At 72.3% G+C, this 22171-nt stretch carries 19 protein-coding genes and 1 riboswitch; of the genes, 10 read left to right on the top strand and 9 right to left on the bottom strand.

Annotated elements, in window-relative coordinates; all coding sequences use genetic code 11:
• Window positions 1-22 precede the first annotated feature (22 nt).
• Genes AB0B97_RS18510 through AB0B97_RS18485 form a run of 6 tightly spaced genes read right to left on the bottom strand, consistent with a single transcriptional unit; the run spans window position 23 to window position 6098 of the window.
• Window positions 23-544, bottom strand: coding sequence for a hypothetical protein (locus tag AB0B97_RS18510; protein WP_234583328.1), 522 nt, complete (start codon window positions 542-544; stop codon window positions 23-25).
• Window positions 545-581: 37 nt separating this feature from the next.
• Complete coding sequence (locus tag AB0B97_RS18505) at window positions 582-1334, bottom strand: ATP/GTP-binding protein (RefSeq protein WP_234583327.1); 753 nt, start codon at window positions 1332-1334, stop codon at window positions 582-584.
• Window positions 1312-1791: a DUF742 domain-containing protein gene (locus AB0B97_RS18500; RefSeq protein ID WP_357494857.1), complete on the bottom strand. Its 480-nt coding sequence runs from the start codon at window positions 1789-1791 to the stop codon at window positions 1312-1314. Before AB0B97_RS18500 ends, AB0B97_RS18505 begins: the two co-directional genes overlap by 23 nt.
• Window positions 1788-2264 (bottom strand): roadblock/LC7 domain-containing protein, encoded by a 477-nt coding sequence (locus AB0B97_RS18495; protein WP_234583325.1) that lies wholly within the window; start codon window positions 2262-2264, stop codon window positions 1788-1790. The genes AB0B97_RS18500 and AB0B97_RS18495 overlap by 4 nt, the downstream gene beginning before the upstream one ends.
• On the bottom strand, window positions 2261-4927 hold the full coding sequence (locus AB0B97_RS18490) for a nitrate- and nitrite sensing domain-containing protein (protein ID WP_357494854.1): 2667 nt from the start codon (window positions 4925-4927) through the stop codon (window positions 2261-2263). Before AB0B97_RS18490 ends, AB0B97_RS18495 begins: the two co-directional genes overlap by 4 nt.
• Window positions 4914-6098, bottom strand: coding sequence for a hypothetical protein (locus tag AB0B97_RS18485; RefSeq protein ID WP_357494852.1), 1185 nt, complete (start codon window positions 6096-6098; stop codon window positions 4914-4916). Before AB0B97_RS18485 ends, AB0B97_RS18490 begins: the two co-directional genes overlap by 14 nt.
• 375 nt (window positions 6099-6473) lie before the next feature.
• On the opposite strand from AB0B97_RS18485, the gene AB0B97_RS18480 reads away from it, so the two are divergent.
• Together AB0B97_RS18480 and AB0B97_RS18475 are read left to right on the top strand one after the other, a co-directional pair.
• On the top strand, window positions 6474-9338 hold the full coding sequence (locus AB0B97_RS18480) for an alpha/beta fold hydrolase (protein ID WP_357494850.1): 2865 nt from the start codon (window positions 6474-6476) through the stop codon (window positions 9336-9338).
• Window positions 9338-10234 (top strand): ABC transporter permease subunit, encoded by an 897-nt coding sequence (locus tag AB0B97_RS18475; RefSeq protein ID WP_234583321.1) that lies wholly within the window; start codon window positions 9338-9340, stop codon window positions 10232-10234. Before AB0B97_RS18480 ends, AB0B97_RS18475 begins: the two co-directional genes overlap by 1 nt.
• Here the strand turns inward: AB0B97_RS18475 and AB0B97_RS18470 are convergent.
• Complete coding sequence (locus AB0B97_RS18470) at window positions 10224-10826, bottom strand: DUF4232 domain-containing protein (RefSeq protein ID WP_357494848.1); 603 nt, start codon at window positions 10824-10826, stop codon at window positions 10224-10226. The two genes, AB0B97_RS18475 and AB0B97_RS18470, sit on opposite strands and share 11 nt — an antisense overlap.
• A gap of 295 nt (window positions 10827-11121) precedes the next feature.
• On the opposite strand from AB0B97_RS18470, the gene AB0B97_RS18465 reads away from it, so the two are divergent.
• On the top strand, window positions 11122-11571 hold the full coding sequence (locus AB0B97_RS18465) for a DoxX family protein (protein ID WP_234583319.1): 450 nt from the start codon (window positions 11122-11124) through the stop codon (window positions 11569-11571).
• Window positions 11572-11723: 152 nt separating this feature from the next.
• Here AB0B97_RS18465 and AB0B97_RS18460 read toward each other — a convergent pair whose 3' ends face one another.
• Window positions 11724-12029: a metalloregulator ArsR/SmtB family transcription factor gene (locus AB0B97_RS18460; protein ID WP_357494845.1), complete on the bottom strand. Its 306-nt coding sequence runs from the start codon at window positions 12027-12029 to the stop codon at window positions 11724-11726.
• A 91-nt stretch (window positions 12030-12120) separates the two neighbouring features.
• Here AB0B97_RS18460 and AB0B97_RS18455 point away from each other — a divergent pair, with 91 nt between their 5' ends.
• The 4 genes from AB0B97_RS18455 (at window position 12121) to paaN (ending at window position 17588) form a co-directional block, all read left to right on the top strand.
• On the top strand, window positions 12121-13089 hold the full coding sequence (locus AB0B97_RS18455; protein WP_357494843.1) for a DMT family transporter: 969 nt from the start codon (window positions 12121-12123) through the stop codon (window positions 13087-13089).
• Window positions 13090-13156: 67 nt separating this feature from the next.
• A riboswitch (SAM riboswitch) is annotated at window positions 13157-13292 on the top strand.
• Between the two features lie 10 nt (window positions 13293-13302).
• A complete protein-coding gene (gene thrC, locus AB0B97_RS18450; protein WP_234583316.1) occupies window positions 13303-14589 on the top strand; it encodes a threonine synthase in 1287 nt (428 codons plus the stop codon).
• 255 nt (window positions 14590-14844) lie between these two features.
• A complete protein-coding gene (locus AB0B97_RS18445; protein WP_357494841.1) occupies window positions 14845-15864 on the top strand; it encodes a GNAT family N-acetyltransferase in 1020 nt (339 codons plus the stop codon).
• A gap of 50 nt (window positions 15865-15914) precedes the next feature.
• On the top strand, window positions 15915-17588 hold the full coding sequence (gene paaN, locus AB0B97_RS18440; protein WP_357494839.1) for a phenylacetic acid degradation protein PaaN: 1674 nt from the start codon (window positions 15915-15917) through the stop codon (window positions 17586-17588).
• A 270-nt stretch (window positions 17589-17858) separates the two neighbouring features.
• Here paaN and AB0B97_RS18435 read toward each other — a convergent pair whose 3' ends face one another.
• Window positions 17859-18389, bottom strand: a complete 531-nt coding sequence (locus AB0B97_RS18435) for a GNAT family N-acetyltransferase (RefSeq protein ID WP_357494837.1) — start codon at window positions 18387-18389, stop codon at window positions 17859-17861.
• A 302-nt stretch (window positions 18390-18691) separates the two neighbouring features.
• On the opposite strand from AB0B97_RS18435, the gene AB0B97_RS18430 reads away from it, so the two are divergent.
• The 3 genes from AB0B97_RS18430 (at window position 18692) to groL (ending at window position 22155) form a co-directional block, all read left to right on the top strand.
• Window positions 18692-18895, top strand: coding sequence for a cold-shock protein (locus tag AB0B97_RS18430; protein WP_088950422.1), 204 nt, complete (start codon window positions 18692-18694; stop codon window positions 18893-18895).
• 120 nt (window positions 18896-19015) lie between these two features.
• The gene (locus AB0B97_RS18425) at window positions 19016-20260 is read left to right on the top strand and encodes a hypothetical protein (protein WP_357494835.1); all 1245 of its coding nucleotides are present in this window, start codon (window positions 19016-19018) and stop codon (window positions 20258-20260) included.
• Between the two features lie 272 nt (window positions 20261-20532).
• Window positions 20533-22155 carry a chaperonin GroEL gene (gene groL / locus AB0B97_RS18420; protein WP_234583311.1) on the top strand — a complete coding sequence of 541 codons (1623 nt, stop codon included), beginning with the start codon at window positions 20533-20535 and terminating at the stop codon, window positions 22153-22155.
• The last annotated feature ends 16 nt before the right edge of the window (window positions 22156-22171 follow it).

Genomic DNA, 22171 nt, shown 5'->3' with positions numbered 1-22171 from the left:
CGCCGTCAGCACGTCGGCGCGGTCAGCGCCGCGGATCCAGCTCATCCAGCAGCGACGGATCCCGCCGGATCAGCTCTGCCAGCCGGGCCGCCGGGTCCGGGGTCAACCCGTCCGGGCCGGGTGCCCACGCCGGAACCGTCCGACCGGACAGCGGCCAGGACGGCGGGGGTTGCACCGGGGCCGCGGGCGGTTCCGGGCCGACCGTGACGTCCGGGCCGTTCCAGGAGACCCGCAGCGGGTACGTCCGACCGTCGTGCTCGACGCGGACGGTCACCGCCAGGCCCGGGTGGGCGCCGACGACCTGGCGGACGGCCTCGGCCACCTCCTCGACCGGACCCCACCCGACGACGTCGCCGGGGCTCTCCGGTTCCGCGTGGCGACCATCGTGCCGGGCGGGCCCGGCGTTGCGCCCACCCGTGGCGGCGCCCTGCCCGGCGGTCGGGCCCGGCGGTGGCGCGGTGTCGTCCCGATCGGTGACCCGCCGGCGCAGCGCCTCCTCGCGCCGGGCCAACCGGGCCAGCGTCTCGTCCAGGTCGCCCCTCACAGCTCACCCCTTCCCGCCACGGCCGGAGCCGGTCGGCTCAGGCCTTCCTGTCCCGGGTGGCCCGGTCCAACGCCCGGTCCAGGACGACCAGTAGAGCGTCCCGTACCGAGAGCCGGTCCCGGGCGTCGAACTGCACCAGGGGAACATGATCGCCGATGGCGAGCGCCCACCGGATCTCGCCGAGTTCCAGGGCCAGTCGTCCGTCGAACGCGTTGACCCCGACCACGAACGGCAACCCTGCCCGCTCGAAGAAGTCGATCGCCGGGAAACAGTCGTCCAGTCGGGAGCTGTCGACCACCACCAGCGCGCCGAGCGCACCCCGGGCCAGGTCGTCCCACATGAAACCGAACCGCGCCTGCCCGGGAGTGCCGAACAGGTAGAGCTTCAGGCTGCGGTCGATGGTCACGCAACCAAAATCCATCGCCACGGTCGTGGTGGTCTTGGTCGACCGTATGCCCGGGTCGTCCACGCCGATCCCGGCGCTGGTCATCTCGGCCTCGGTGGTCAGCGGCGCGATCTCGGAGATCGCCCCGACAGTGGTGGTCTTGCCCACGCCGAACCCGCCGGCGACGAGAATCTTGACCGGCACGGGGGGCGCCGCGGGTGGCCGGTTGGGCGGTCCGTCGCCCGCCGGCGGCCGGTACGGCGGTGGTGGGCCCGGCGGCGGGGGCGTGGCACGCCCGAGCGCCGGAGGAGTTCCCGGGGCCGTGCTGTAGCGGGCGGTGGCGCTGTTGCCGGCGAGCCCTCCGATCGGGACGCCCGGCCATTCAGGAGATCGCACGAAGTCCATCAATCACTCGCAGGATGAGGTCGGGGTCGAGGGCGTCGTCGGCGTCGGTGACGTGCACGTCCAGGTGCCCGGCGGCCCGCAGGTCGCCGACCAGGACCCGGGTCACGCCGAACTGCAGCCGGGTCCGGGCGGAGAGTTCGGCCACCGAGATCGGCTCGGCGCAGAGCGCGATGATCGCCTGGAGCTCCGGCGCCAGCAGGCCGACCGGCGGTTCGGTCCACCGGCCGCCGTCCGGGCGCAGGGTCACCTGCGTCTCCAGCCCGATCGCCGGATCCGCGCCGGCCACCCGCCCGGAGGTGAGCACGAACGGGCGCGGACCTGTCGGGCCGCCACCGCTCTGCTGCGGCTCCGGCGCCGCCGGCACGCCGCCCCCACCCGGGTGCGGCGTGCGCAGGTAGGGGCGGATCCGGGTCCCGGGCTCCGGGTCCGGGTCCTCGCCGGCGACGTCGGGGGTCACTGCTGGACGGCGTTCTTCAGCTCGGCGATCAGTCGCGGGGTCAGCGCACCACCGGCCCGACCGGCGAAGAGCGTCATCTCGTACGCGACGGTGCCCAGGTTCGCCGACCGGTCGGCGACGACGCCGAGTACGGAACCACTACTGATCGCGCTGATCAGCAGGTAGCCGTCGGCCATGTCGACGATCACCCGGTTCAGGCCGCCGAGCGCGTACCAGCTGGCCGCGCCGCCGGCGAGGCTGGTCATGCCGGAGACCACTGCGGCCAGCCGCTCCGCGTTGGAGCGGTCCTTGATCGCCGACATGGCCATCAGCAGCCCGTCCGAGGAGACCGCGATCGCCTCCAGCACCCCGGCTGTGCTGGAGGTGAAGGAGTCCAGCAGCCAGTTGAACGTGCGCGCCTCGGGACTGAGGTCCCCGACGGCGCCGGGCTGGCTCTGGTGTTCGACGTTGTCGTGCAGGAAGGGGCTGGTCACCGTGATGATCCTTCTTCGTTCCGACGGTCTGGGCTGACTTCGCGGAGAGCACGGGCGACGCCCGCCTCGAACTCGGTGATGAGGTCGCGCACCTCGGCCGGATCCCCGAGGTGCTGGCTGGGCGGCTGGCAGGGTGGGGAGACCGTGAGGTTGGCGCCGGGCACCCGACGGCTCAGTCGGGGACGGATCCGGGCGGGGCCGGCGGTGTCCGCCACCGTGGGGCCGAGGCCGCCCGGGGTGGCCGGCAGGTCGACCGTCTCGCCCGGATCCTCCGGCGTGGGGCCGGCGCTGGTGGTCGGCTCGGTGGCCGTCCGCATCGACCACTGCCCGACGGCGCGGCCGGCGGCCGGCGGGACGCTCAGCTCGGCCCGGCGTACGCCGGACTGGAACGCCTCGACGAGTGCGCGAGCCGCGTCCGGGTCGGCGCTGCTGGCGTCTGCGGGCCGGGCCGGCGTGGCGGTGGCCGGGAGGCTGGCACCGGGCACCCGCTGCCGGATGCGGGGGCTGGCGGTCGCACCCGCCGCCGTCGCCGGGCTGTCCGGGGCGGCGGCCGGACCGGGTGCCGTGGCGGCCGGACCCGCTGCCGTAGCGGTGGGAACGCCGGTGTCGACGATTTCCCTAGCGCCGAACGCGTCCCAGGACTGGCCCGACTCCAGGCTGCGGGTGGCCCGGCTGAGCAGGTCCGTGTCGAATCCGGCAGGTGCCGCGACGGCGGCGCGGGTGCGGGTTTCGCGGGCGGAGTCGAGAGCGGGCCGTCGGCCCCGGTCCGGCACGGCCGCCCGGGCGACAGTCGCCCCGGCCCGGTCGGCGCGGCGCAGCACCAGCGACGTCTGCGGGATCTCCACCTGCGCGGTCACCCCGCCGCCCGCGGTGGCGGCGAGGCTCACCTCCCAGCCGTGGCGGCGGGCCAGCCGGCCCACCACGAAGAGGCCGAGCACCTCGGTCGGCGCCAGGTCGAGACGTTCGCGCCGGGTGAGCCGGGCGTTCTCCTCGGCCAGTCGCTGCTCGCTCATGCCGATGCCGTTGTCCACCACCGTGATCCGGGCGCCCCGCCCGGACGTCTCGCCGGCCACCAGCACCCGGGTGTGCGGCGGGGAGAAGACTGTCGCGTTCTCCATCAGCTCGGCCAGCGCCAGGACGAGGTCACCGACGACCGCCGGAGCGGCGGCGATGCCGGCCGGCACCTGCACCTCGACGCGGGTGTAGTCCTCGATCTCGCCGAGCGCCAGCCGGACCACGTCGGCCAGCGGCACCGGCGCGGTGTGCGCGTCGGCGCCGGCCGAGCCGGAGAGCACCACCAGGCTGCCGGCGTTGCGTCGCAGCCGGCTGGAGATGTGGTCGAGCCGGTACAGGTGTTCCAGGCGGCCCGCGTCGGCCTCCTGTTGCTCCAACCGGTCGATGAGCGCGAGCTGGCGACTCACCAGATTCTGCGTACGCCTACCGACGTGGCCGAACATCTGCGCCACGTTGCGCCGGCCGGCGACCTGCCGCTCGACCAGCTGGGCCGCGGTGTTCTGCACCCGGTCGAAGGCCTTGGCCAGGTCACCGATCTCGTCGTTGGACCGGACGACCACCGGTTCCAACCGGACGGACTGGACGTGCTCCGTCTCGTCGTCGGTGACCCGGACCAACTCCGCCTCGGCGACCCGGGCGACCCGGTCGGCGGAGCGGGTGAGCTGACTCAGCGGTCGGGCCACCGTGCGCGCGACCGCCGCGCTGAGCAGCACCACAAGCGCCAGGATCAGCGCCGCCGCGGCACCCACCAGGTACGCGGCGGTAAGCGCCCGCCGCTGGTCGGCCTTCACCTCGGCGAGAACGTCGGCGACGATCTTCTTCTCGACGAACTGGCCGAGCCGGATCATCGTGCGGACGGCCGGGAAGAGCGCCTCCAACGGCACGTCGCGGACCGCGCCGGCCGGGTCCCGTGCGCTGGTGATCAGGAAGTCGGGGCTGGTACGCGCGGCCACCGCGGCGTCGTTGAGCTGGGCCACCTTGAGCTGCTCCGGAGTGATCAGGCTGCGGAAGCGCGCGTTGTCGACCTGAAGTGCGGCGATGCACGCCACGTAGCCGGCGGTGGTGTCCGGAGTGCCGATCGCCTTGACCAGGATGCTCAGGGTGGCGCAGGTGCCGATGCCCTCGTCGGCACGCAGCAGCCCGTCGAGGGCGAGCACCTGGCGGCCGGGCAACGTCTCGGTGTCCACGTTGAAGACCAGCCGTAGCGATCCGATCAACTCTTTGTTGACGGGGCCGAACGCGTCCATGACCTGGCCGGGGTTCGCGGACCGACCCAGCACCGCCCTGCGGAGGTCGCCGAGCCTGGACACCCCGTCGAGCGCGTGGTCGACCTGCTCGGTCAGCGCGTCGCCGCCGTCGGCACGCAGGTCGGCCACCCGATCGTCCACGTCGGCGGCCTTGCGGATCACCTCGGAGCGGTCGACCCGGCGCAGGAGGAAGCCGACCGACAGGATGCGTTCCTGTTGCAGGTCCTGGACGAGGCTGCCGACCCGGCTGGCGAGCCGCACCTGCTCGGTGATGTCGGCGGCGCGTTGCGCGGCGGCCACCCGGTCCAGCACCACGGGCACCGCGAGGCCGACCATGCTGAGCAGGGGGATCACCACGAGCAGCGCGAGCTTTCCGCGGATCCGGAGCCTACCGAGAAGCATCGAACGGCCCCCACTGCGCGAGGATCGGCTCGTGGGCCGCGCCGACCGGTTGCAGCGGTCGAAGCTCGGCCGGTTGGCCGGTCGGGGCCGACGGTTGCCAGGGGTCGCCGGGCGGCGGGGTGGTGGGGTTCCCGGCGTCCGGCGTGGCGGCCCGTCGATGTGCGCGTCGACCGGCGGCGATCAGTATCCAGGCGAGCCAGGCCAGCAGCAGGAAGGCTGCCACGCCCGCTCCAGCCGCCAGCCAACGGTCCCGGGCCAGCCCGTCGCTCCGCTCGGTGAGCAGGGCGTCCAGTTCGCCGAGGATGACCGGTTGGAGCTGGCGCGCGGCGTTGCGGGAGTTGAGCGCCGCCGCGGTCAGTTGACCCTGGTCGACGGTGCCCCCGCCGCTCGGGGTCGAGTACAGGGCCAGCGCCTCCACCGACCGCTGATAGGCGTCCAGCGGGGTCAGCACGTTGGCGCCCAGGTCGGTGCTCTCCGAGCTGTCCACGGCGGAGCGCAGGTTGTCGACCACCTCGTTCGCGGGCAACAGGGCGGACACCCGCAGGCCGGTCAGCTCCATCAGGCTGCGGGGCCGTTCGGCGGCCGGCCGTCGGGTGGCGAGCGCACCCAGGTCGGCGAGCCGGCCGGCGGCCACCACCGCCTCGGGCAGCTTCTGACCGGCGCTGTCCTGCAGGAAGAACGAGTCGGCGCCCGGGTCACGGCCCAGTCCCGAGCTCTCCCGGACCTTGCGGTGCAGGGCGAGCAGCAGGTCGGTGACCTCGCCGTACGCGGTGTAGGCGGCCTCCGGGTCGGCGGGGCTGCGGTCGCGCAGCGCCTCCACCTTGGCCCGTAGCCCGGCCCACCGTTCCTGGCTGCGCAGTTTCCCGCCGATGCGGGCGTCCACCGTGGCGGCCTGCTCGACCGCGCGGCTCAGCGGCTCGCCGGGAACGGGGCGTCCGGCCACGGCCGCGGACTGGGCTTCCACAAGTGCCTCGGTGACCGGGGCCAGGGCGCGCAGGTACTGCACGCCGAGTCGCTCGGAGTCGGCAAGGCTCCGGTCGTCACCGGTGTGCCGCCACGTGGATGCGAAGAGCAGCCCCACCGGTGCCAGCAGCGCGACGATGAGCAGCAACGGCATCGACCGGCCCAGCATGGACGTCCGTCGACGGGCCCGCGGCGCGGGGACTGTCATGGTGTGTCTCCTCCGGCGTCGGGCGGGGGAACTGCACGGCGTCGGGCTCGCCGACAGGTCCCGTCCACCGGACCGGAAAACTAACCGAACCCTGTGGGGGTCGACCGGTTGCCGGTGAGTCAGGTTTGCGTCAGTTCGAGCGATGTCACCGTTCGTCAGGGTTCCGAGCACGCTGTGTTCCGTCGATGTGTGTGACATGAAGGGATCGAGGGGGATATCCGCGGAAGATCGGAATTCACGGGATCCGAACTCAACTCACCCGGCCGCGGCGGAGGATGGGCGGTCGCACCGGAGTGGATCACCGATCGGAGCAACCGGACGGACGTACGGCGGATCTCAGCCAACGCTCAGCCTGCGGCCCGTACCGTGTGCCGCATGAGACCGCCCTCGCCGGCCGCGTGGTTCCGGCGTGCCCTGCCCACCCGCCGCCGCGCGATCGCCGCAGTGGCTGTCGTCGTGCTGCTGGCAGCCGCCGTGACCTGGGCGGTGTGGCCACAGGGATCGGGCGTACGCACCGAGAGCGCGATGCTCACCGTCCGCTCCGGACCAGCCGGCGACCAGCCGGTGAATCTGGACACGACCCTCTACCTGCCGGACGACGCCTCGTCCGGCCGGAAGGTGCCGGCGGTGCTGCTGGCGCACGGGTTCGGCGGTACAAAGGAGTCGGTGCGCTCGGACGCGGAGGAGTTCGCCGGGCGCGGCTACGCGGTGCTGACCTGGACCGCGCGGGGCTTCGGCCGCAGCGGCGGCGAGATCCACCTGGACAACCCGGACTACGAGGTGCGCGACGCCGAGCGGCTGCTGGACTGGCTGGCCGCCCGGCCCGAGGTGCGCACCGACGCCCCCGGTGACCCGAAGGTCGGCGTGGTCGGCGGCTCGTACGGCGGCGGATTGGCGCTGCTGCTGGCCGCCCAGGACCGGCGGGTGGACGCTATCGTCCCCATGATCACCTGGAACGATCTGTCCCGGGCGTTCCTGCCGGAGAGCACCGGCGCGGCACCGACCGAGGGCGTGTTCAAGAAGGGCTGGGCGGGTCTCTTCTTCGGTGGGGGCGGCAACGTGGGCAGTGGCCCGGCCGGCCTCTCCGGTACGACCGCGGCCCAGCCCGAGCAGGCGCCGGCGTCGGCCGGCCCGCCCAGCCCGGGCCCGGGTGCGGGCCCGGGCACCGCTCCCGGTGGCGCCCCGGCCGGCGCCGCCGACCCGTCCTGCGGGCGGTTCGCCGCCGACGTGTGCGCCGCGTACCTGCGGATCGCCACCACCGGCCAGGCCGACCAGGCCGCCGTGGACCTGCTGCGCCGCTCCAGCCCGGCGGGCGTGCTGGACCGGATCAAGGCCCCCACCCTGCTGGTGCAGGGTGAGGCGGACACGCTCTTCCCGCTCGGTGAGGCGGACGCGAACGCCAAGGGCATCGCCGCCGCCGGCACCCCGGTCCGGGTCGCCTGGTTCACCGGCGGCCACGACGGTGGCAGTGGACCCCGCTCGGACTCGGACCGGGTGAAGTTCCTGACCGTCCAGTGGCTCGACCACTACGTCAAGGGCGAGGGCGACGCGCCCGGCGACGACTTCACCTGGTCGCGGATCGCCGGCTTCGACGCGCTCGACCGGGGCCTGGTCGCCACCGGCTTCCGCCGCGCCGACTATCCGGGCCTGGGCGGCAACGCCCGCCGGGAGGTGACGGTCACCGGTCCGGCGCAGCCGATCGCGAACCCGCCGAACGGCAACCCGGCCGCCATCTCCTCGATCCCGTTCGCGGGCGGGCTCGCCTCGCTGCTGGACGGGGTGGCCGGTGACGTGCCCGGCCAGCACGCCCGGTTCGAGTCGGCACCGCTCACCGAGGCGGTGGACGTGGCGGGCGCACCCACCGTCACGGTGCGGGCCGCCTCGCCGACCGGGGAGGCGGTGCTCTTCGTCAAGCTCTACGACGTCGACCCCGACGGCGCGGCCACCCTGCCGAACGGCCTGGTCGCCCCGATCCGGCTCACCGGCCTGCCGCAGCGGGTGCAGGACGCCCGCCCGGTCACCGTGACGCTGCCCGGGATCGTCCGCCGCGTCGAGGCCGGCCACCGGCTGCGGCTGGTGGTGGCCACCTCCGACCAGGCGTACACCACGCCGGCCGCGCCGACCGTCTACACGGTGGCTGCGGACGGCGCGGTCAGCCTGCCCACCGTCAGCGGCGAGCCGATCCCCACCGCCGCCACGATCTGGCGCTGGGTGCTCGCCGGCCTGCTCGCCGCCATCGTGATCGGGCTCGTCGTGGTCGTCGCCCTGGTCCGCCGCCGGCACCGCCGCCAGGACCGCTCGGTGCATCCGGAGTACGCGGACACCCCGCTGGCCGTACGCGCGCTGCGCAAGGAGTACGCGGACGGCTTCGTCGCGGTGTCGAACGTCGACTTCGAGGTGCACCCCGGTCAGGTCGTGGGTCTGCTCGGGCCGAACGGCGCCGGTAAGACCACCACCCTGCGGGTGCTGATGGGGCTGACCCAGCCGACCGCCGGCGAGATCTACGTCTTCGGTCGTCGGCTGGTGCCCGGCTCGCCGGTGCTGTCCCGGATCGGCGCGCTGGTGGAGGGGCCCGGTTTCCTGCCGCACCTGTCCGGTCTGGACAACCTGAAGGCGTACTGGAAGGCCACCGGCCGGCCGGCCGAGGACGCGCACTTCGACACGGCTCTGGAGATCGCCGGGCTGGGCGACTCGGTGCACCGGAAGATCAAGAATTACAGCCACGGCATGCGCCAGCGGCTCGCCATCGCCCAGGCGATGCTCGGCCTTCCCGAGCTGCTGGTGCTGGACGAGCCGACCGACGGGCTCGACCCGCCGCAGATCGCCGAGATGCGCCGGGTGCTCCAGCGCTACGCCACCGACGGTCGCGCGGTGCTGGTCTCCAGCCACCTGCTGGCCGAGGTGGAGCAGACGTGCACGCACGCCGTGGTGGTGAACAAGGGCCGGATCGTGGCGTCCGGGCCGGTGCAGGAGATCGTCGGCGAGTCGCCGAGCGTGCTGTTCGACGTGACCGATCCGGTGGCGGCGCGGGCGGTGCTGGACCGGCTGCACGGCGTACGGGTGCTGCCGGAGAGCGACGGGCAGCTGGTGGTCGACACCAACGGCACGGCCCGCAGCGAGGTGGTGGCGGAGCTGGTGCGCGCCGGCATCGGGGTGGACCGGGTGGTGCCCCGGCGACGCCTGGAGGACGCGTTCCTCGCCCTGGTGGGCGAGAACTCTCGGGGAAGTGGTGACCGGTGATGGCTGGATCTTCCGTCGAGGCGCCGGTGGGCGTCACCGACCCGGCCGGTGCGGCCCGGGGCTACCGCCCCTCGGCCACGATGCCCTTCGCGGCGGAGTTCCGCCGGCAGGCGTCCCGGCGGCGGACCCAGCTGGCGCTCGGGTTCATGGTGCTGCTGCCGCTGATCATCCTGGTCGCCTTCCAGTTCAACTCCGGCGGCGACGACGACAACGGCAACAACGAGTTCGCCAGCCTGGTCGACCTGGCCACCTCCGGCGGGCTCAACTTCACCCTCTTCTCGATCTTCGTGTCGGCGTCGTTCCTGCTGGTCGTGGTCGTCGCGCTGTTCTGCGGCGACACGGTGGCCAGCGAGGCGAGCTGGGGCAGCCTGCGCTACCTGCTGGCCATCCCGGTGCCCCGGGCCCGGCTGTTGACGGTGAAGCTGGTGGTCGCGCTCGCGTACTCGGGGCTGGCCCTGCTGCTGCTGGCCGGCACCGCCCTGGTCGCCGGCACGCTGCGCTACGGCTGGTCGCCGCTGCGCAGCACTGTCGCCGCCGAGCTGGAGCCGACCGAGGGGCTGCTCCGGCTGCTGGCAGTGCTCGGGTACCTCGCGGTCGTACTCCTGGTGGTGGCCGGCCTGGCGTTCCTGCTGTCGGTGACGACGGACGCCGCGCTCGGCGCGGTCGGCGGAGCGGTCCTGCTCTGGATCCTGTCCAGCATCCTGGACCAGATCACCGCGCTGGGCGGTCTGCGTGACTTCCTGCCCACCCACTTCAGCACCGCCTGGCTGGGGCTGCTCTCCACGCCGGTGCAGACGGACGACGTGGTACGCGGCTGCATCTCGGCGATCAGCTACGCGACGCTGTTCTGGGGGTTGGCGTTCTGGCGGTTCACCCGCAAGGACATCACGTCGTAGCCGCCTTCCAGGCGCTCACGCCGATCCGGCCGGTGTTGCCCACGTCGACCGGGCCGTGCGGGTCGACCTCCTCGGCCGGCTGACCGGCGGCGGGCGCGATCGTCAGGTACGCCCCGGCGGTGGCCACCACCGTCGGATCGGTGACCAGGTTGCGCCAGAGGACGGTGGCGACGGCCCGCTCGCCCTTGTGCAGCGTGATCGGCTGCGGCGGCTGATCGAAGCCCGACGTGATCTCCTTCGCGCCGTTCACCACCCGCAGGATGATCGGCTTGCGCTGCTCGTTCAGGACCCACACCACCGGGTAGCCGTTGAGCTGGTAGGGGCGGTCGGCGCAGTTGACCAGTTCCAGGCCGAGGGCGCGCAGGCCCATCGCCGCGTCCCCGCCGGTGGACCGGATCCGGACGCCGGAGGCCGGGCACTCGGGGACCGGGTCGGCGCTCGCCGACGGGGTCGTGGCGGGCCTGGGCGGTGGCGGGCCCGTAGGGTCCCCGCCCGCGTCCCGATGTTCGTCGGTGGTGCAGGCGGTGAGTAGAAAGGCCGCCGCGACCGCCGCGACGACCCGTCGCCGTGCTGCCGTACCGAGGGAGATCATCCGCCGATCCTCGCCCACCCGGGCGTTCCGCCGCAGGCCGGCCCCGCGCTCGCTACGGTCAGGTGCTGGTGCCACCGGCGATCCGCTCGGCCTCGCCGGTGGTCCTCCGCCCCACAGCTGGGGCAGCTCGACAGGCTGTACGGCCCCCCCCCGGCGGGCGATACGTTCTGGCGGGAGCGCTCCCATACTGCGATATATTCCGATCGGGGATTTTCCCACCAGCAAGGAATTTATTAACTTCGATACATTCGTGGCCCACCATTGAAGAGATCTGTCCCCTTCGATGGAGGTCTCCATGAACGTCTCTCGGCTCGGCGGGCCGACCCTGTCCCTGTTCCGCATCGTGACCGGCCTGCTGTTCATGCTGCACGGCCTGTCCTCGGTCTTCGGGTTGTTCGGCGGCAACCCCATGACCGGTGCGGCCATCCCGCTCGGCTCCTGGCCGGGCTGGTGGGCCGCGCTGATCCAACTGATCTGCGGCGCGCTGGTGCTGGCCGGGCTCTTCACCCGGCCCGCCGCGCTTCTCGCCTCCGGCTCGATGGCGTACGCCTATTTCGTGGTCCATCAGCCCGAAGGCCTGCTCCCGCTGCGCAACGGCGGTGAGTTGTCGGCGCTCTTCTGCTGGTCGTTCCTGCTGGTCGCGGCACTCGGCTCGGGCCCCTGGGCGCTCGACGCGCTGCTCGCCCGGCGTCGCGCCGACGCCCCACCGGCCTCGGTGAGCGACCCCGCCCCGGTTTCCGCCTGACCGCACCCGAAACCGCGCGTCGCCGGAGCCTCAACGAGGCGGCTCCGGCGACGCGCCCGGTCGGGACCGGGTCGGGTCGGGTCGGGGTCGGGGTCGGGCCGGGGTCGGCCGGGTCGATCGGAGGCGGAGGCGGGAGCAGGCGGGCGCGGGCGTCAGGCCGGAGGGCGCGGGGCGAGGACCGCGTCCAGGAGGCCCGGGTACCGCTGGTCCACCTCGTCGCGGCGCAGCCGGACCAGTCGGCTGGTGCCGGCGGCCCGGGTGCGGGTCAGGCCCGCCTCCCGTAGCACCTTCAGGTGGTGGCTGCGGGTCGCCTTGGAGACGCCGAAGTCGAAGCTGCCGCAGGCGGCCTCGCCGCCCTCGGCGAGCGCCCGAACGATCTGTAGCCGCACGTCGTCGGCGAGTGCGGCAAGCACGGCGGTGACCGGTACGGCGGTCAGGTCGGGTTCGTGCGGCTCCATGTGACCAGTGTAACCCTTGTTCGACAACTTTCGAACAACACCCTATGGTCGGTGTCGTTGGTTCGAAGATACTCGAACATTGGAGCTGACGATGCGATCCCGCGCCGCCGCCTATCCGCTGCTCGCCGTGCTCGCCTGGGGCGCGATGTTTCCGATCCTGGCCAGCGCGCTGAGCCGGGTCGATCCACTCAACCTGACCACCGCCCGCTACCTGTTCGCCGCCGTCATCCTGGTCGCCATCCTGCTGGTCCGCGAGGGCGCCGCCGCGCTGCGGCTCGGCGGTCGGGGAGTCGAGGTGGTGGTGCTCGGCGTCGTCGGCTTCGCCGGCTTCAACCTGCTCACCAACCTGGCGCTCGAACACGCCGCCCCGCAGCAGATCTCCCTCTTCGTGGCCACCACACCGGTCATCACCCAGCTGGTCCGGTGGGCGCGGGACGGCGTACGACCGAAGCCGCTTCTGCTGGCTCTCTCCCTGGTGGCGCTCCTCGGAGTCGGCCTGGTGATCACCCGCGGCAGCCTGGCCGGTCTCGGCCAGTTCGGTCTCGGCGGCCTGATGATGATCGGCGCGGTGCTCGGCTGGGGCATCTACACCCACGGCGCCAGCCGGTTCGGCGCCTGGTCGCCGCTGCGCTTCACCACGCTTACCGCGCTCGCCGGCACGGCCGCCATGCTGGCCGCGAGCATCGGCGCCGACGCCGTCGGGTGGCAGCACGCGCCGGCCGCCGCCGACCTCGTGGCGGTCGCCCCACAACTGGCGTACGCCGTGATCGTCGCCGCCGTCGTCGCGGTGCTGGCCTGGAACACAGGTGTGCAGCGGCTGGGCTCCGCCAACGCGGCCCTGTTCATGAACCTGGTCCCGGTGACCACCTTCGTCGTGCAGATCGCCCGCGGCTACCGGCCCGAGGCCATCGAGCTGGTCGGCGCCGCGATCACCATCGCCGCCCTGGTCGCCGCGAACCTCGCCACCAGGGCACGGACCCGGTCGTCGTCCCTGCCGCAACCCACGGCGGTCACCGACCCGGCCGCGGTGGTCGACCCGGTGGCGGTGGCCGCCCGCTGACCCACTCACTGGGATACCCGGTGGAGGCGACAGGCAACGTTGCCTAGACTCGACGGCACAACTGCATACCTCATCCAGAGGGGCTGAGGGATACGGCCCGACGACGCCCCGGCAACCACCCCGCGCGCTCACCGCTGAGCGACAGGCGGGGCAGGTGCCAATTCCGTCCCCGCCGCACCGTGCGATGCGGGGAAAGATGAGAGGACTCTCGACATGACGTCGACGCTCGCCGCCTCCGGCATCGACACCTCCGCAAGCCCCGCCCGCGCCCTGGTCTGTCGCGCCTGTTCGGCCCGCTACCCGCTCGCCGCCCAGCACGCCTGCTACGAGTGTTTCGGCCCCCTCGAAGTGGACTACGACACCGCGGCCCTGGCCACTGTCACCCGCGAGCAGATCGAGGCGGGCCCGAACAACATCTGGCGGTACGCCGCGCTGCTGCCCGCCGGCCAGGACCCGGCCACCCGGGTCACCCTCGACCCGGGGCTGACCCCGCTGGTGGCGGCCCCGCACCTCGCCGCCGAGCTGGGCATCACCGCACCGCTGTGGGTCAAGGACGACAGCGCCAACCCGACCCACTCGTTCAAGGACCGGGTCGTCTCGGTGGCGCTGACCGCCGCGAAGGCACTCGGCTTCACCCGGTTCGCCTGCGCGTCCACCGGCAACCTGGCCAACTCGGTGGCCGCGCACGCCGCCCGAGCCGGTGTGCCCTCGGTGGTCTTCATTCCCAGTGACCTGGAGCAGGGCAAGGTCATCACCACCGCCGTCTACGGCGGCGAGCTGGTCGCCATCGACGGCTCGTACGACGACGTCAACCGGCTCTGCGGTGAGCTGGTGGAGACCGACGAATTCGAGGACACGGCGTTCGTCAACGTGAACGTCCGGCCGTACTACGCGGAGGGCTCCAAGACCCTCGGTTACGAGGTGGCCGAGCAGCTCGGCTGGCGTATCCCGGCCCAGGTGGTCATCCCGATGGCCAGCGGTGAGCTGCTCACCAAGATTGACAAGGCGTTCTCCGAGCTGGTCGAGATCGGCCTGGTCGAGGCGCCGGCCGGCGGCTGGAAGGTCTTCGGCGCACAGTCGGCCGGCTGCAACCCGATCGCCGCCGCGCTGCACGCCGACACGGACACGATCACCCCGGTCAAGCCCACCGGCATCGCCAAGTCGCTCAACATCGGCGACCCGGCAGCCGGCCTCTACGCCCTGGAGGCGGTCCGGCGCACCGGCGGTTGGATGGAGTACGCCGACGACGACGAGATCCGCGCCGGCATCCGCGACCTGGCCCGCACCACGGGCGTCTTCGCGGAGACGGCGGGCGGGGTGACCGCGGCGGTGCTGCGCAAGCTGGTCGAGTCCGGGCGACTCGACCCCACGGCGGAGACTGTCGTGTTCAACACCGGCGAGGGCCTGAAGACCATCGACGCGGTGGCCAGTCAGGTCGGCCCGACCCACCACATCAAGCCCAGCCTTCGCGCCGCCCGCGACGCCGGCCTCCTCGGCTGACCCCCGTGCCGCGTCGGGCGACCTGCCCGTAACTGGGTTTTCGCTGTGAGTATGGAAAACCCGCCGGTCTGGACTTGACGGCAGGAACCGGACGGCGCAAGATGCTCCGTGCGGGAGGGCATTTCGCCGGAGACTTTTGAAGTTCTTGCGACCCAACGCCGGAGGCGTTGTGCGAGTGTCCCTCCCGACCACGTCCGATGAGGCCAGCGAATATTCGCTGGCCTCATCGCTTTTACGGCTGTCAGGCTCCCGGGCATGAGCATCACGATCACGTCGTTCGACGGCGCCGATTGGGCCGCGGTCGACGAGGCGTACCGGGTCGGGGCGGCGGCCAACGAGGTCGACCTACCGGACTTCCCGCCCTTCTGCCGGCGTCGCTTCGACGCGCTGTTCCACACCCCGGCACCCGGCACCCGATCGCTCTGGGCACTGGCCCGGCTGGACGGGGTGCCGGCCGGATACCTCCAACTCGACCTGCCGCAGCTCGACAACACCGACAACGCCACCGCCGAGCTGACGGTGCGTCCCGACCTGCGGCGGCGCGGCGTCGGCCGGGCGCTGCACGAGTACGGGGTGCGACTGCTGCGGGAGCACGGCCGCAAGCGGGTGGTCGCGATGACCGTCCGCGCGCTGCCCGGCGGTGCGGCCCGTTCCGGGGCGGGCGACGCGTTCGCCGCCTCGACCGGCGCGCAGTCCGCCCTGGCCGAGGTGCGTCGCCGGCTGGAGATCGCCGACATCGACCGACCTGCCCTGCGGGCGGCGCTCGCCGAGGCCGGGCCGCGGGCCGAGGGCTACCGGTCGGTCTGCTGGCAGGGCAGCACGCCGCAGGAGTACGTGGCGGACATCGCCTACCTGGACAGCCGGCTGTTGATGGACGCGCCAATGGGTGACGTGCAGTGGGAGCCGGAACAGGTGGACGCCGAGCGCATCCGGGGCAACGAGCGCGCGTTGGACGCCCGGGGCCGGCGGCGCTACCACCTCGGGATGCGGCACGAAGCGTCCCGTCGGCTGGTCGCCTGGACACTGCTCGACGTGGGCGCCTCCGCCGACTGGCACGCCTTCCAGCAGATCACCATCGTCGACCCGGCCCACCGTGGGCACCGCCTGGGCCTGATCGCCAAGGCGGAGAACCTGCACCACCTGCTCACCCACGAGCCGGCGGTACGCGTCATCGACACCTGGAACGCGGCCAGCAACAGCTACATGGTGGCGATCAACGAGCAGCTCGGCTTCCGCCCGGTGGACGCCTGGAACAACTGGCAGCTCACCCTCTGACGGGTATCGGCGCTACTGCTCGCCGACCGGACTCAGGCATGATGGCTGCCATGACGGAGACCCCGCATCCCCTGTACGACAGGCACGCCGACACCCTCAACCGTGCGCTGACCGCGATCACGGAGCGGGGCTACTGGTCCGCCTATCCCGAGTCCCCCAGCCCCCGCGTGTACGGCGAGACCGCCGCCGCCGACGGCAAGGCCGCCTTCGAGGCGTACCTGGGTGGTGATTTTCCGCTCGACCAGCCGGGCACCGGCGAGCGGATCGCCACCGAGACGAGCCCGTTCGGGGTCGAGCTGGCGGTGCGTTACCCGCACGCCGGCACCGACGAGCTGATCGCCGCCGCCTCCGCCGCGCTGCCGGCCTGGCGCGACGCCGGCCCGCAGGCCCGCGTGGGCGTGTGCCTGGAGATCCTCGACCGGCTGCACAAGAACATCTTCGAGCTGGCCAACGCGGTGCAGTTCACCAGCGGGCAGGCGTTCGTGATGGCCTTCCAGGCCGGCGGCGCGCACGCGCTGGACCGGGCGCTGGAGGCGCTGGCGTACGCGTACGCCGAGATGACCCGGCACCCCGGCACGGCCGGCTGGGAGAAGGCCGCCGGCAAGGGCGACCCGCTGCGGATGACCAAGACCTTCCACGTGGTCCCGCGTGGGGTGGCGCTGGTGATCGGCTGCAACACCTTCCCGACCTGGAACTCGTACCCCGGGCTGTTCGCCTCGCTGGTCACCGGCAACCCGGTGATCGTCAAGCCGCACCCGCGCGCGGTGCTGCCCCTGGCCATCACGGTGAAGTACGCCCGGGAGGTGCTCGCCGAGGCCGGCTTCGACCCGAACCTGATCATGCTGGCAGCCGAGGCGCCCGGCGAGAAGCTCGCCAGCGACCTGGCCCTGCACCGCTCCGTCAAGATCGTCGACTTCACCGGCTCCACCGAGTACGGCGACTGGCTGGAGACGCACGCCCGGCAGGCGTCGGTCTACACCGAGAAGGCCGGACTGAACACGGTGGTCATCGACTCCACCGACGACTTCGCCGGCATGTGCCGCAACCTCGGCTTCACCCTGACCCTCTACAGCGGCCAGATGTGCACCACCTCGCAGAACATCCTCATCCCCGCCGGTGGCATCGAGACCGACCAGGGCCACAAGAGCTTCGACGAGGTGGCCGGCGGGATCGCCGCGGCGGTCGGCAAGCTGACCGCCGACCCTGCCCGGGGCGTCGAGCTGACCGGCGCCATCGTCAACGACGGGGTGCTGGAGCGGCTGGCCGAGGTCACCAAGGTGGGTGAGCCGGTCCTGGAGTCACGGGCCGTGGCCCACCCGGCGTACGCCGACGCGGTGGTGCGTACCCCGACGATCGTGAAGCTGCGCGCGGACGACGCCGAGACGTACGGCCGGGAGTGGTTCGGGCCGATCTCGTTCGCCATCGCCACCGACTCCACCGCGCACAGCCTGGAGTTGCTGCGCCGGACGGTCGGCGAGAAGGGCGCGCTGACGGCCGGGGTCTACTCGACCGACGAGGCCGTGCTGGACGCGACCGAGGCGGTGGCGATCGAGGTCGGGGTGCATCTGTCCTGCAACCTCACCGGCGGGGTCTTCGTGAACCAGTCGGCGGCGTTCTCCGACTTCCACGGCAGCGGCGCCAACGCGGCGGCGAACTCGGCGCTCACCGACGGGGCGTACGTGGCCAACCGGTTCCGGATCGTGCAGTCGCGGCGGCCTGTCTGATTGTTGCGGTTGGGGTTTCCGGTGGTTGCGGTTGGGGTTTCCGGGGCAGCCCGCCCCGCTCCGGGCGGTCAGGCTTGATCCCTGCGCGGGGCGGGCTGCCCCGGAAACCCTGGCGTGGGCACTGTTGTCGCTCACGCATCCGGCTTTGGGAGACATCACCGGGGTTCTGCCTTGGGATGGGTTCTTTGTTTCCGGGGCGGTTCTCCTGGCTCCGGGTCGGTTGTCTTGGCTCCGGGGCGGTTCTTTGTTTCCGCGGCGGTTCTCTTGTTTTTAGGCGGGGCGGCGCATCTGTAGTTCGTTCAGCGCGGGGATCGTGGGGTGGGGGACCCGCACGCCGGTGTCGGTGAAGCCCAGCCGCTGGTAGGCCCGGTAGGCGCGGTCGTTGCCCACCACCACCTCCAGCAGCAGCTCCGGTCGGCCGCAGGCCCGCGACCAGGCGGCCACCCCGTCGATCAGCTCGCCGAGCAGCCCACTGCCCCGCCAGGCCGGCGTCACGTACACGGCGTAGATGACTGTCAACCCCGGGTCGTTCGGAGCGACCGTGCCACCGGCGTGCCCGACCAGACGGCCTCCCGGGTCCGCGACGAACTGCGCGTTGTGGGGGCCGACCGACGTGTACGCCACCCGCGCGGCGAACTCGCTGTGCGGTCGGGCCGCCGCGTCGGCCAGGGTCTCCAGGAAGGCCAACGGCGCGTCGGCGAGCATCTCCAGGCGCAGTGCCCGCATCCGGGCGGCGTCCTCCGGCCGGACCCGGTGGATCTCGGCCTGCCGAACGGCGGCTGAGCCGATATCGGTGGTCATGCCTGCATGCCTACCACAGGGGCCGGAGCTGCCTCGGGGCGTGGCCCGCCCCGCTGGCGGGCCGCCGAGGACCCCCGGGACCGGACGTCCGGGGCCCGTTCCGGCCCGTCCCGGGACCCGGTCGGGTCGCCCGGGAATACGCCCGATTTGGGGTCGTGCGCGGCCGTCACTCCTCGTGTAGCGTGCGATTTCGGTCACCCTTTCAGCGGCCGTCGTCGATCGCTGAGGCGGTGGTTCGAGGGCGTCCGGCCGTGCCGCGCGCCCGGGCAGGCAACGCTGCGCAAGAGTGAGGGAAGTGCACAGTGGCACAGGGTTCCGTGAAGTGGTTCAACGCCGAGAAGGGCTACGGCTTCATCGCCGTCGACGGCGGTCAGGACGTGTTCGTTCACTTCTCCGCGATCGAGATGGACGGCTACAAGGCGCTGGACGACGGCCAGCGGGTGGAGTTCGAGATCGCCCAGGGGCAGAAGGGCCCGCAGGCGGAACACGTACGCGTCATCGCCTGAGCGAATTCCCGGCCTCCTCGCTGGCGGATCGCCCCCGATCGGCTGACCGGTCGGGGCTGGCGGTGCGGACGCCCACCCGGGAAGATCGTGAGCCGTTCCAGCCGATGCTGAGGAGGGTTCATGACCGACCAGTCGCCCCCACCCACCACGCCCTCCGGGCCGGGTGAGCCGGGCCCGTCCGACCCCACCTCACCCGTCTCCGGCGCGGCTCCGGGCGGGTCACCGGCCTCCGGCGCAGACCCCGGGCCGCCCGCACACGGCCCCGGCCCCGCGATGCCGCCGGGACCCACCCCCCAGGCCGGTCCGCCGGATCCCACCGCGCAGGGCGGTTGGGGTCCGCCGGCCGGGCCGCCGCCCGGTTGGGACCCGGCGCAGAGCGGCTGGGGTTCGGCCGGTGCGCCGCCGCAGGGTTGGGCCTATCCGCCCACCGGCGGCTACCCGCCCGGGGCGGGCCCCTACGGTGGGCAGCCGTGGTATCCGGGGGCGCCGGTCGGCTGGTACCCGCCGGGTCACGGGCTCGACCCGAACGACGCCCTGGTCACTCCGCCCGGCGCCGGCGTCGGGGCCTGGTTCGAGCGGTGCGGTGGCGCGCTGCGGCGGGGCTGGCGGCAGTTGGTGCCGATCATGCTGCTCACGCAGGTTCTGCCGGCGGCGGTGCTGTCCGTCGTCTCGCTGGGCCTGGACCCGTCGCCCGGCTGGGAGGCGCAGGCCGAGATGGACCCGGCCGCCGGACTGCCGGACAACTTCGCCGCCACCCTGGTAACCCTCGTCGCCGTGCTGGTCGGCGGCAGTCTGCTGATCGGTCTGGTGCAGGCCGTGGGGTGGGCCGCCGGCAGTTGGGTGATCACCCAGCAGGCGACCGGCCAGCCCGCCAGCGTCGACGCGGCGCTGCGGTACGGCCTGCGCCGGGCGCTCGGCCTGTGGGGCTGGACGTTGCTGGTCAGTGTGCTCATCGGTATCGGCTTCTGCTTCTGCGTCCTGCCGAGCATCTACCTGGCGTTCGCGTTGAGCATGGCCGGTCCGGTCTACCTGTTCGAGCGGCAGAACCCGATCGGCAGGTCGTTCGGGATGTTCCACGCCCGGCTCGGGCTGCTGCTCGGCCGGGTGGCACTGGTGGGCGGGGCTGTGATCGTCGGCACCGTGGTTCCGGGCGTCCTGGAGTCGGTGGGCACCACCGGGATCGGTACGGACCCGTTCGCGTCCCCGGGCACCGCGGTTCTGGTGGTGGCGGTGATCGGTGTCACGGCGGTGCTGGCGCTGCCGGCCCACCTCGCCCAGTTGATCGGCCTGCTGATCACGTACGCCGAGCAACGCGCCCATGAGGCGCCGGTGAACGGGGCCGCACTGGCTGCGGAACTCGGCTGAGCGGGTCCATCGTGCTTGCACTCGGCAGGTGAGAGTGCTAAACAAGTCATTGGCACTCGCATACCGTGAGTGCCAATGGTCGGGACGGTGGGGCCAGGTTGCCCGGGCGTGGAGACGCCGGGGCGGCACATGGCCGGTCGTCGCGGGCTATCCGGCCCGGCCGAAGGACGTCGTCGTCGCCAGGTGGCGACGTCCCAAGGTGCGTACACCAGGCGGCCCATCCGGGGGACACATCTCGGGTGGCCCGTGAGTGTCCAGGAGGACAACGCCGTATGGCCAAGATGATCGCTTTCGACGAAGAGGCTCGCCGCGGCCTCGAGCGGGGCATGAACCAGCTCGCCGACGCCGTAAAGGTGACCCTCGGCCCCAAGGGCCGCAACGTCGTGCTCGAGAAGAAGTGGGGTGCCCCCACCATCACCAACGATGGTGTGAGCATCGCCAAGGAGATCGAGCTCGAGGACCCGTACGAGAAGATCGGCGCCGAGCTGGTCAAGGAGGTCGCCAAGAAGACCGACGACGTCGCCGGTGACGGCACGACGACGGCGACCGTCCTGGCCCAGGCCCTGGTTCGCGAGGGCCTGCGCAACGTGGCCGCCGGCGCCAACCCGATGGCCCTGAAGCGGGGCATCGAGGCCGCGGTCGCGAGCGTCTCGGAGGAGCTGTCCAAGCTCGCCAAGGACGTCGAGACCAAGGAGCAGATCGCCTCCACCGCCTCCATCTCCGCTGGTGACTCCAGCGTCGGCGAGATCATCGCCGAGGCGATGGACAAGGTCGGCAAGGAAGGCGTCATCACCGTCGAGGAGAGCAACACCTTCGGGCTGGAGCTGGAGCTCACCGAGGGTATGCGCTTCGACAAGGGCTACATCTCGGCCTACTTCATGACCGACCCGGAGCGCATGGAGGCCGTCTTCGACGACCCCTACCTCCTGATCGTCAACAGCAAGATCTCGTCGGTCAAGGACCTGCTCCCGATCCTGGAGAAGGTCATGCAGGGCGGCAAGCCGCTGCTGATCATCGCCGAGGACATCGAGGGCGAGGCCCTGGCCACCCTGGTCGTCAACAAGGTCCGGGGCACCTTCAAGTCGGTCGCCGTCAAGGCGCCGGGCTTCGGTGACCGCCGCAAGGCCATGCTCGCCGACATCGCCATCCTCACCGGTGGCCAGGTCATCAGCGAGGAGGTCGGCCTCAAGCTGGACGCCGTCGGCGTCGACATGCTGGGCCGTGCCCGCAAGGTCGTGGTCACCAAGGACGAGACCACCATCGTCGACGGTGCCGGTGACGCCGAGCAGATCCAGGGCCGGGTCAACCAGATCCGGGCCGAGATCGACAAGAGCGACTCCGACTACGACCGCGAGAAGCTGCAGGAGCGGCTGGCCAAGCTGGCCGGTGGCGTTGCGGTGATCAAGGTCGGCGCGGCCACCGAGGTCGAGCTCAAGGAGCGCAAGCACCGCATCGAGGACGCCGTTCGCAACGCGAAGGCGGCCGTCGAGGAGGGCATCGTCCCGGGTGGTGGCGTCGCGCTGGTGCAGGCCGGCAAGACCGCCTTCGACAAGCTGGACCTGGTCGGCGACGAGGCGACCGGTGCCAACATCGTCAAGGTGGCGCTGGACGCCCCGCTGCGGCAGATCGCCGTCAACGCCGGCCTCGAGGGCGGCGTCGTGGTGGAGAAGGTCCGTAACCTCGAAGCGGGTCACGGCCTCAACGCCGCCAACGGCGAGTACGTCGACCTGCTGGCCGCGGGCATCATCGACCCGGCCAAGGTGACGCGCTCGGCGCTGCAGAACGCGTCGTCGATCGCCGCGCTGTTCCTCACCACCGAGGCCGTCGTCGCGGACAAGCCGGAGAAGACCCCGGCTGCCCCGGCTGGCCCGGGTGGCGGGGACATGGACTTCTGAGTCCAGTTCCGACACA

This window comes from Micromonospora sp. NPDC049004 (genome assembly GCF_040649315.1).
Taxonomy (GTDB): domain Bacteria; phylum Actinomycetota; class Actinomycetes; order Mycobacteriales; family Micromonosporaceae; genus Micromonospora.
The sequence above is the reverse complement of the archived record's forward strand: the minus strand, read 5'-3'. Positions and strand labels throughout refer to the sequence as shown.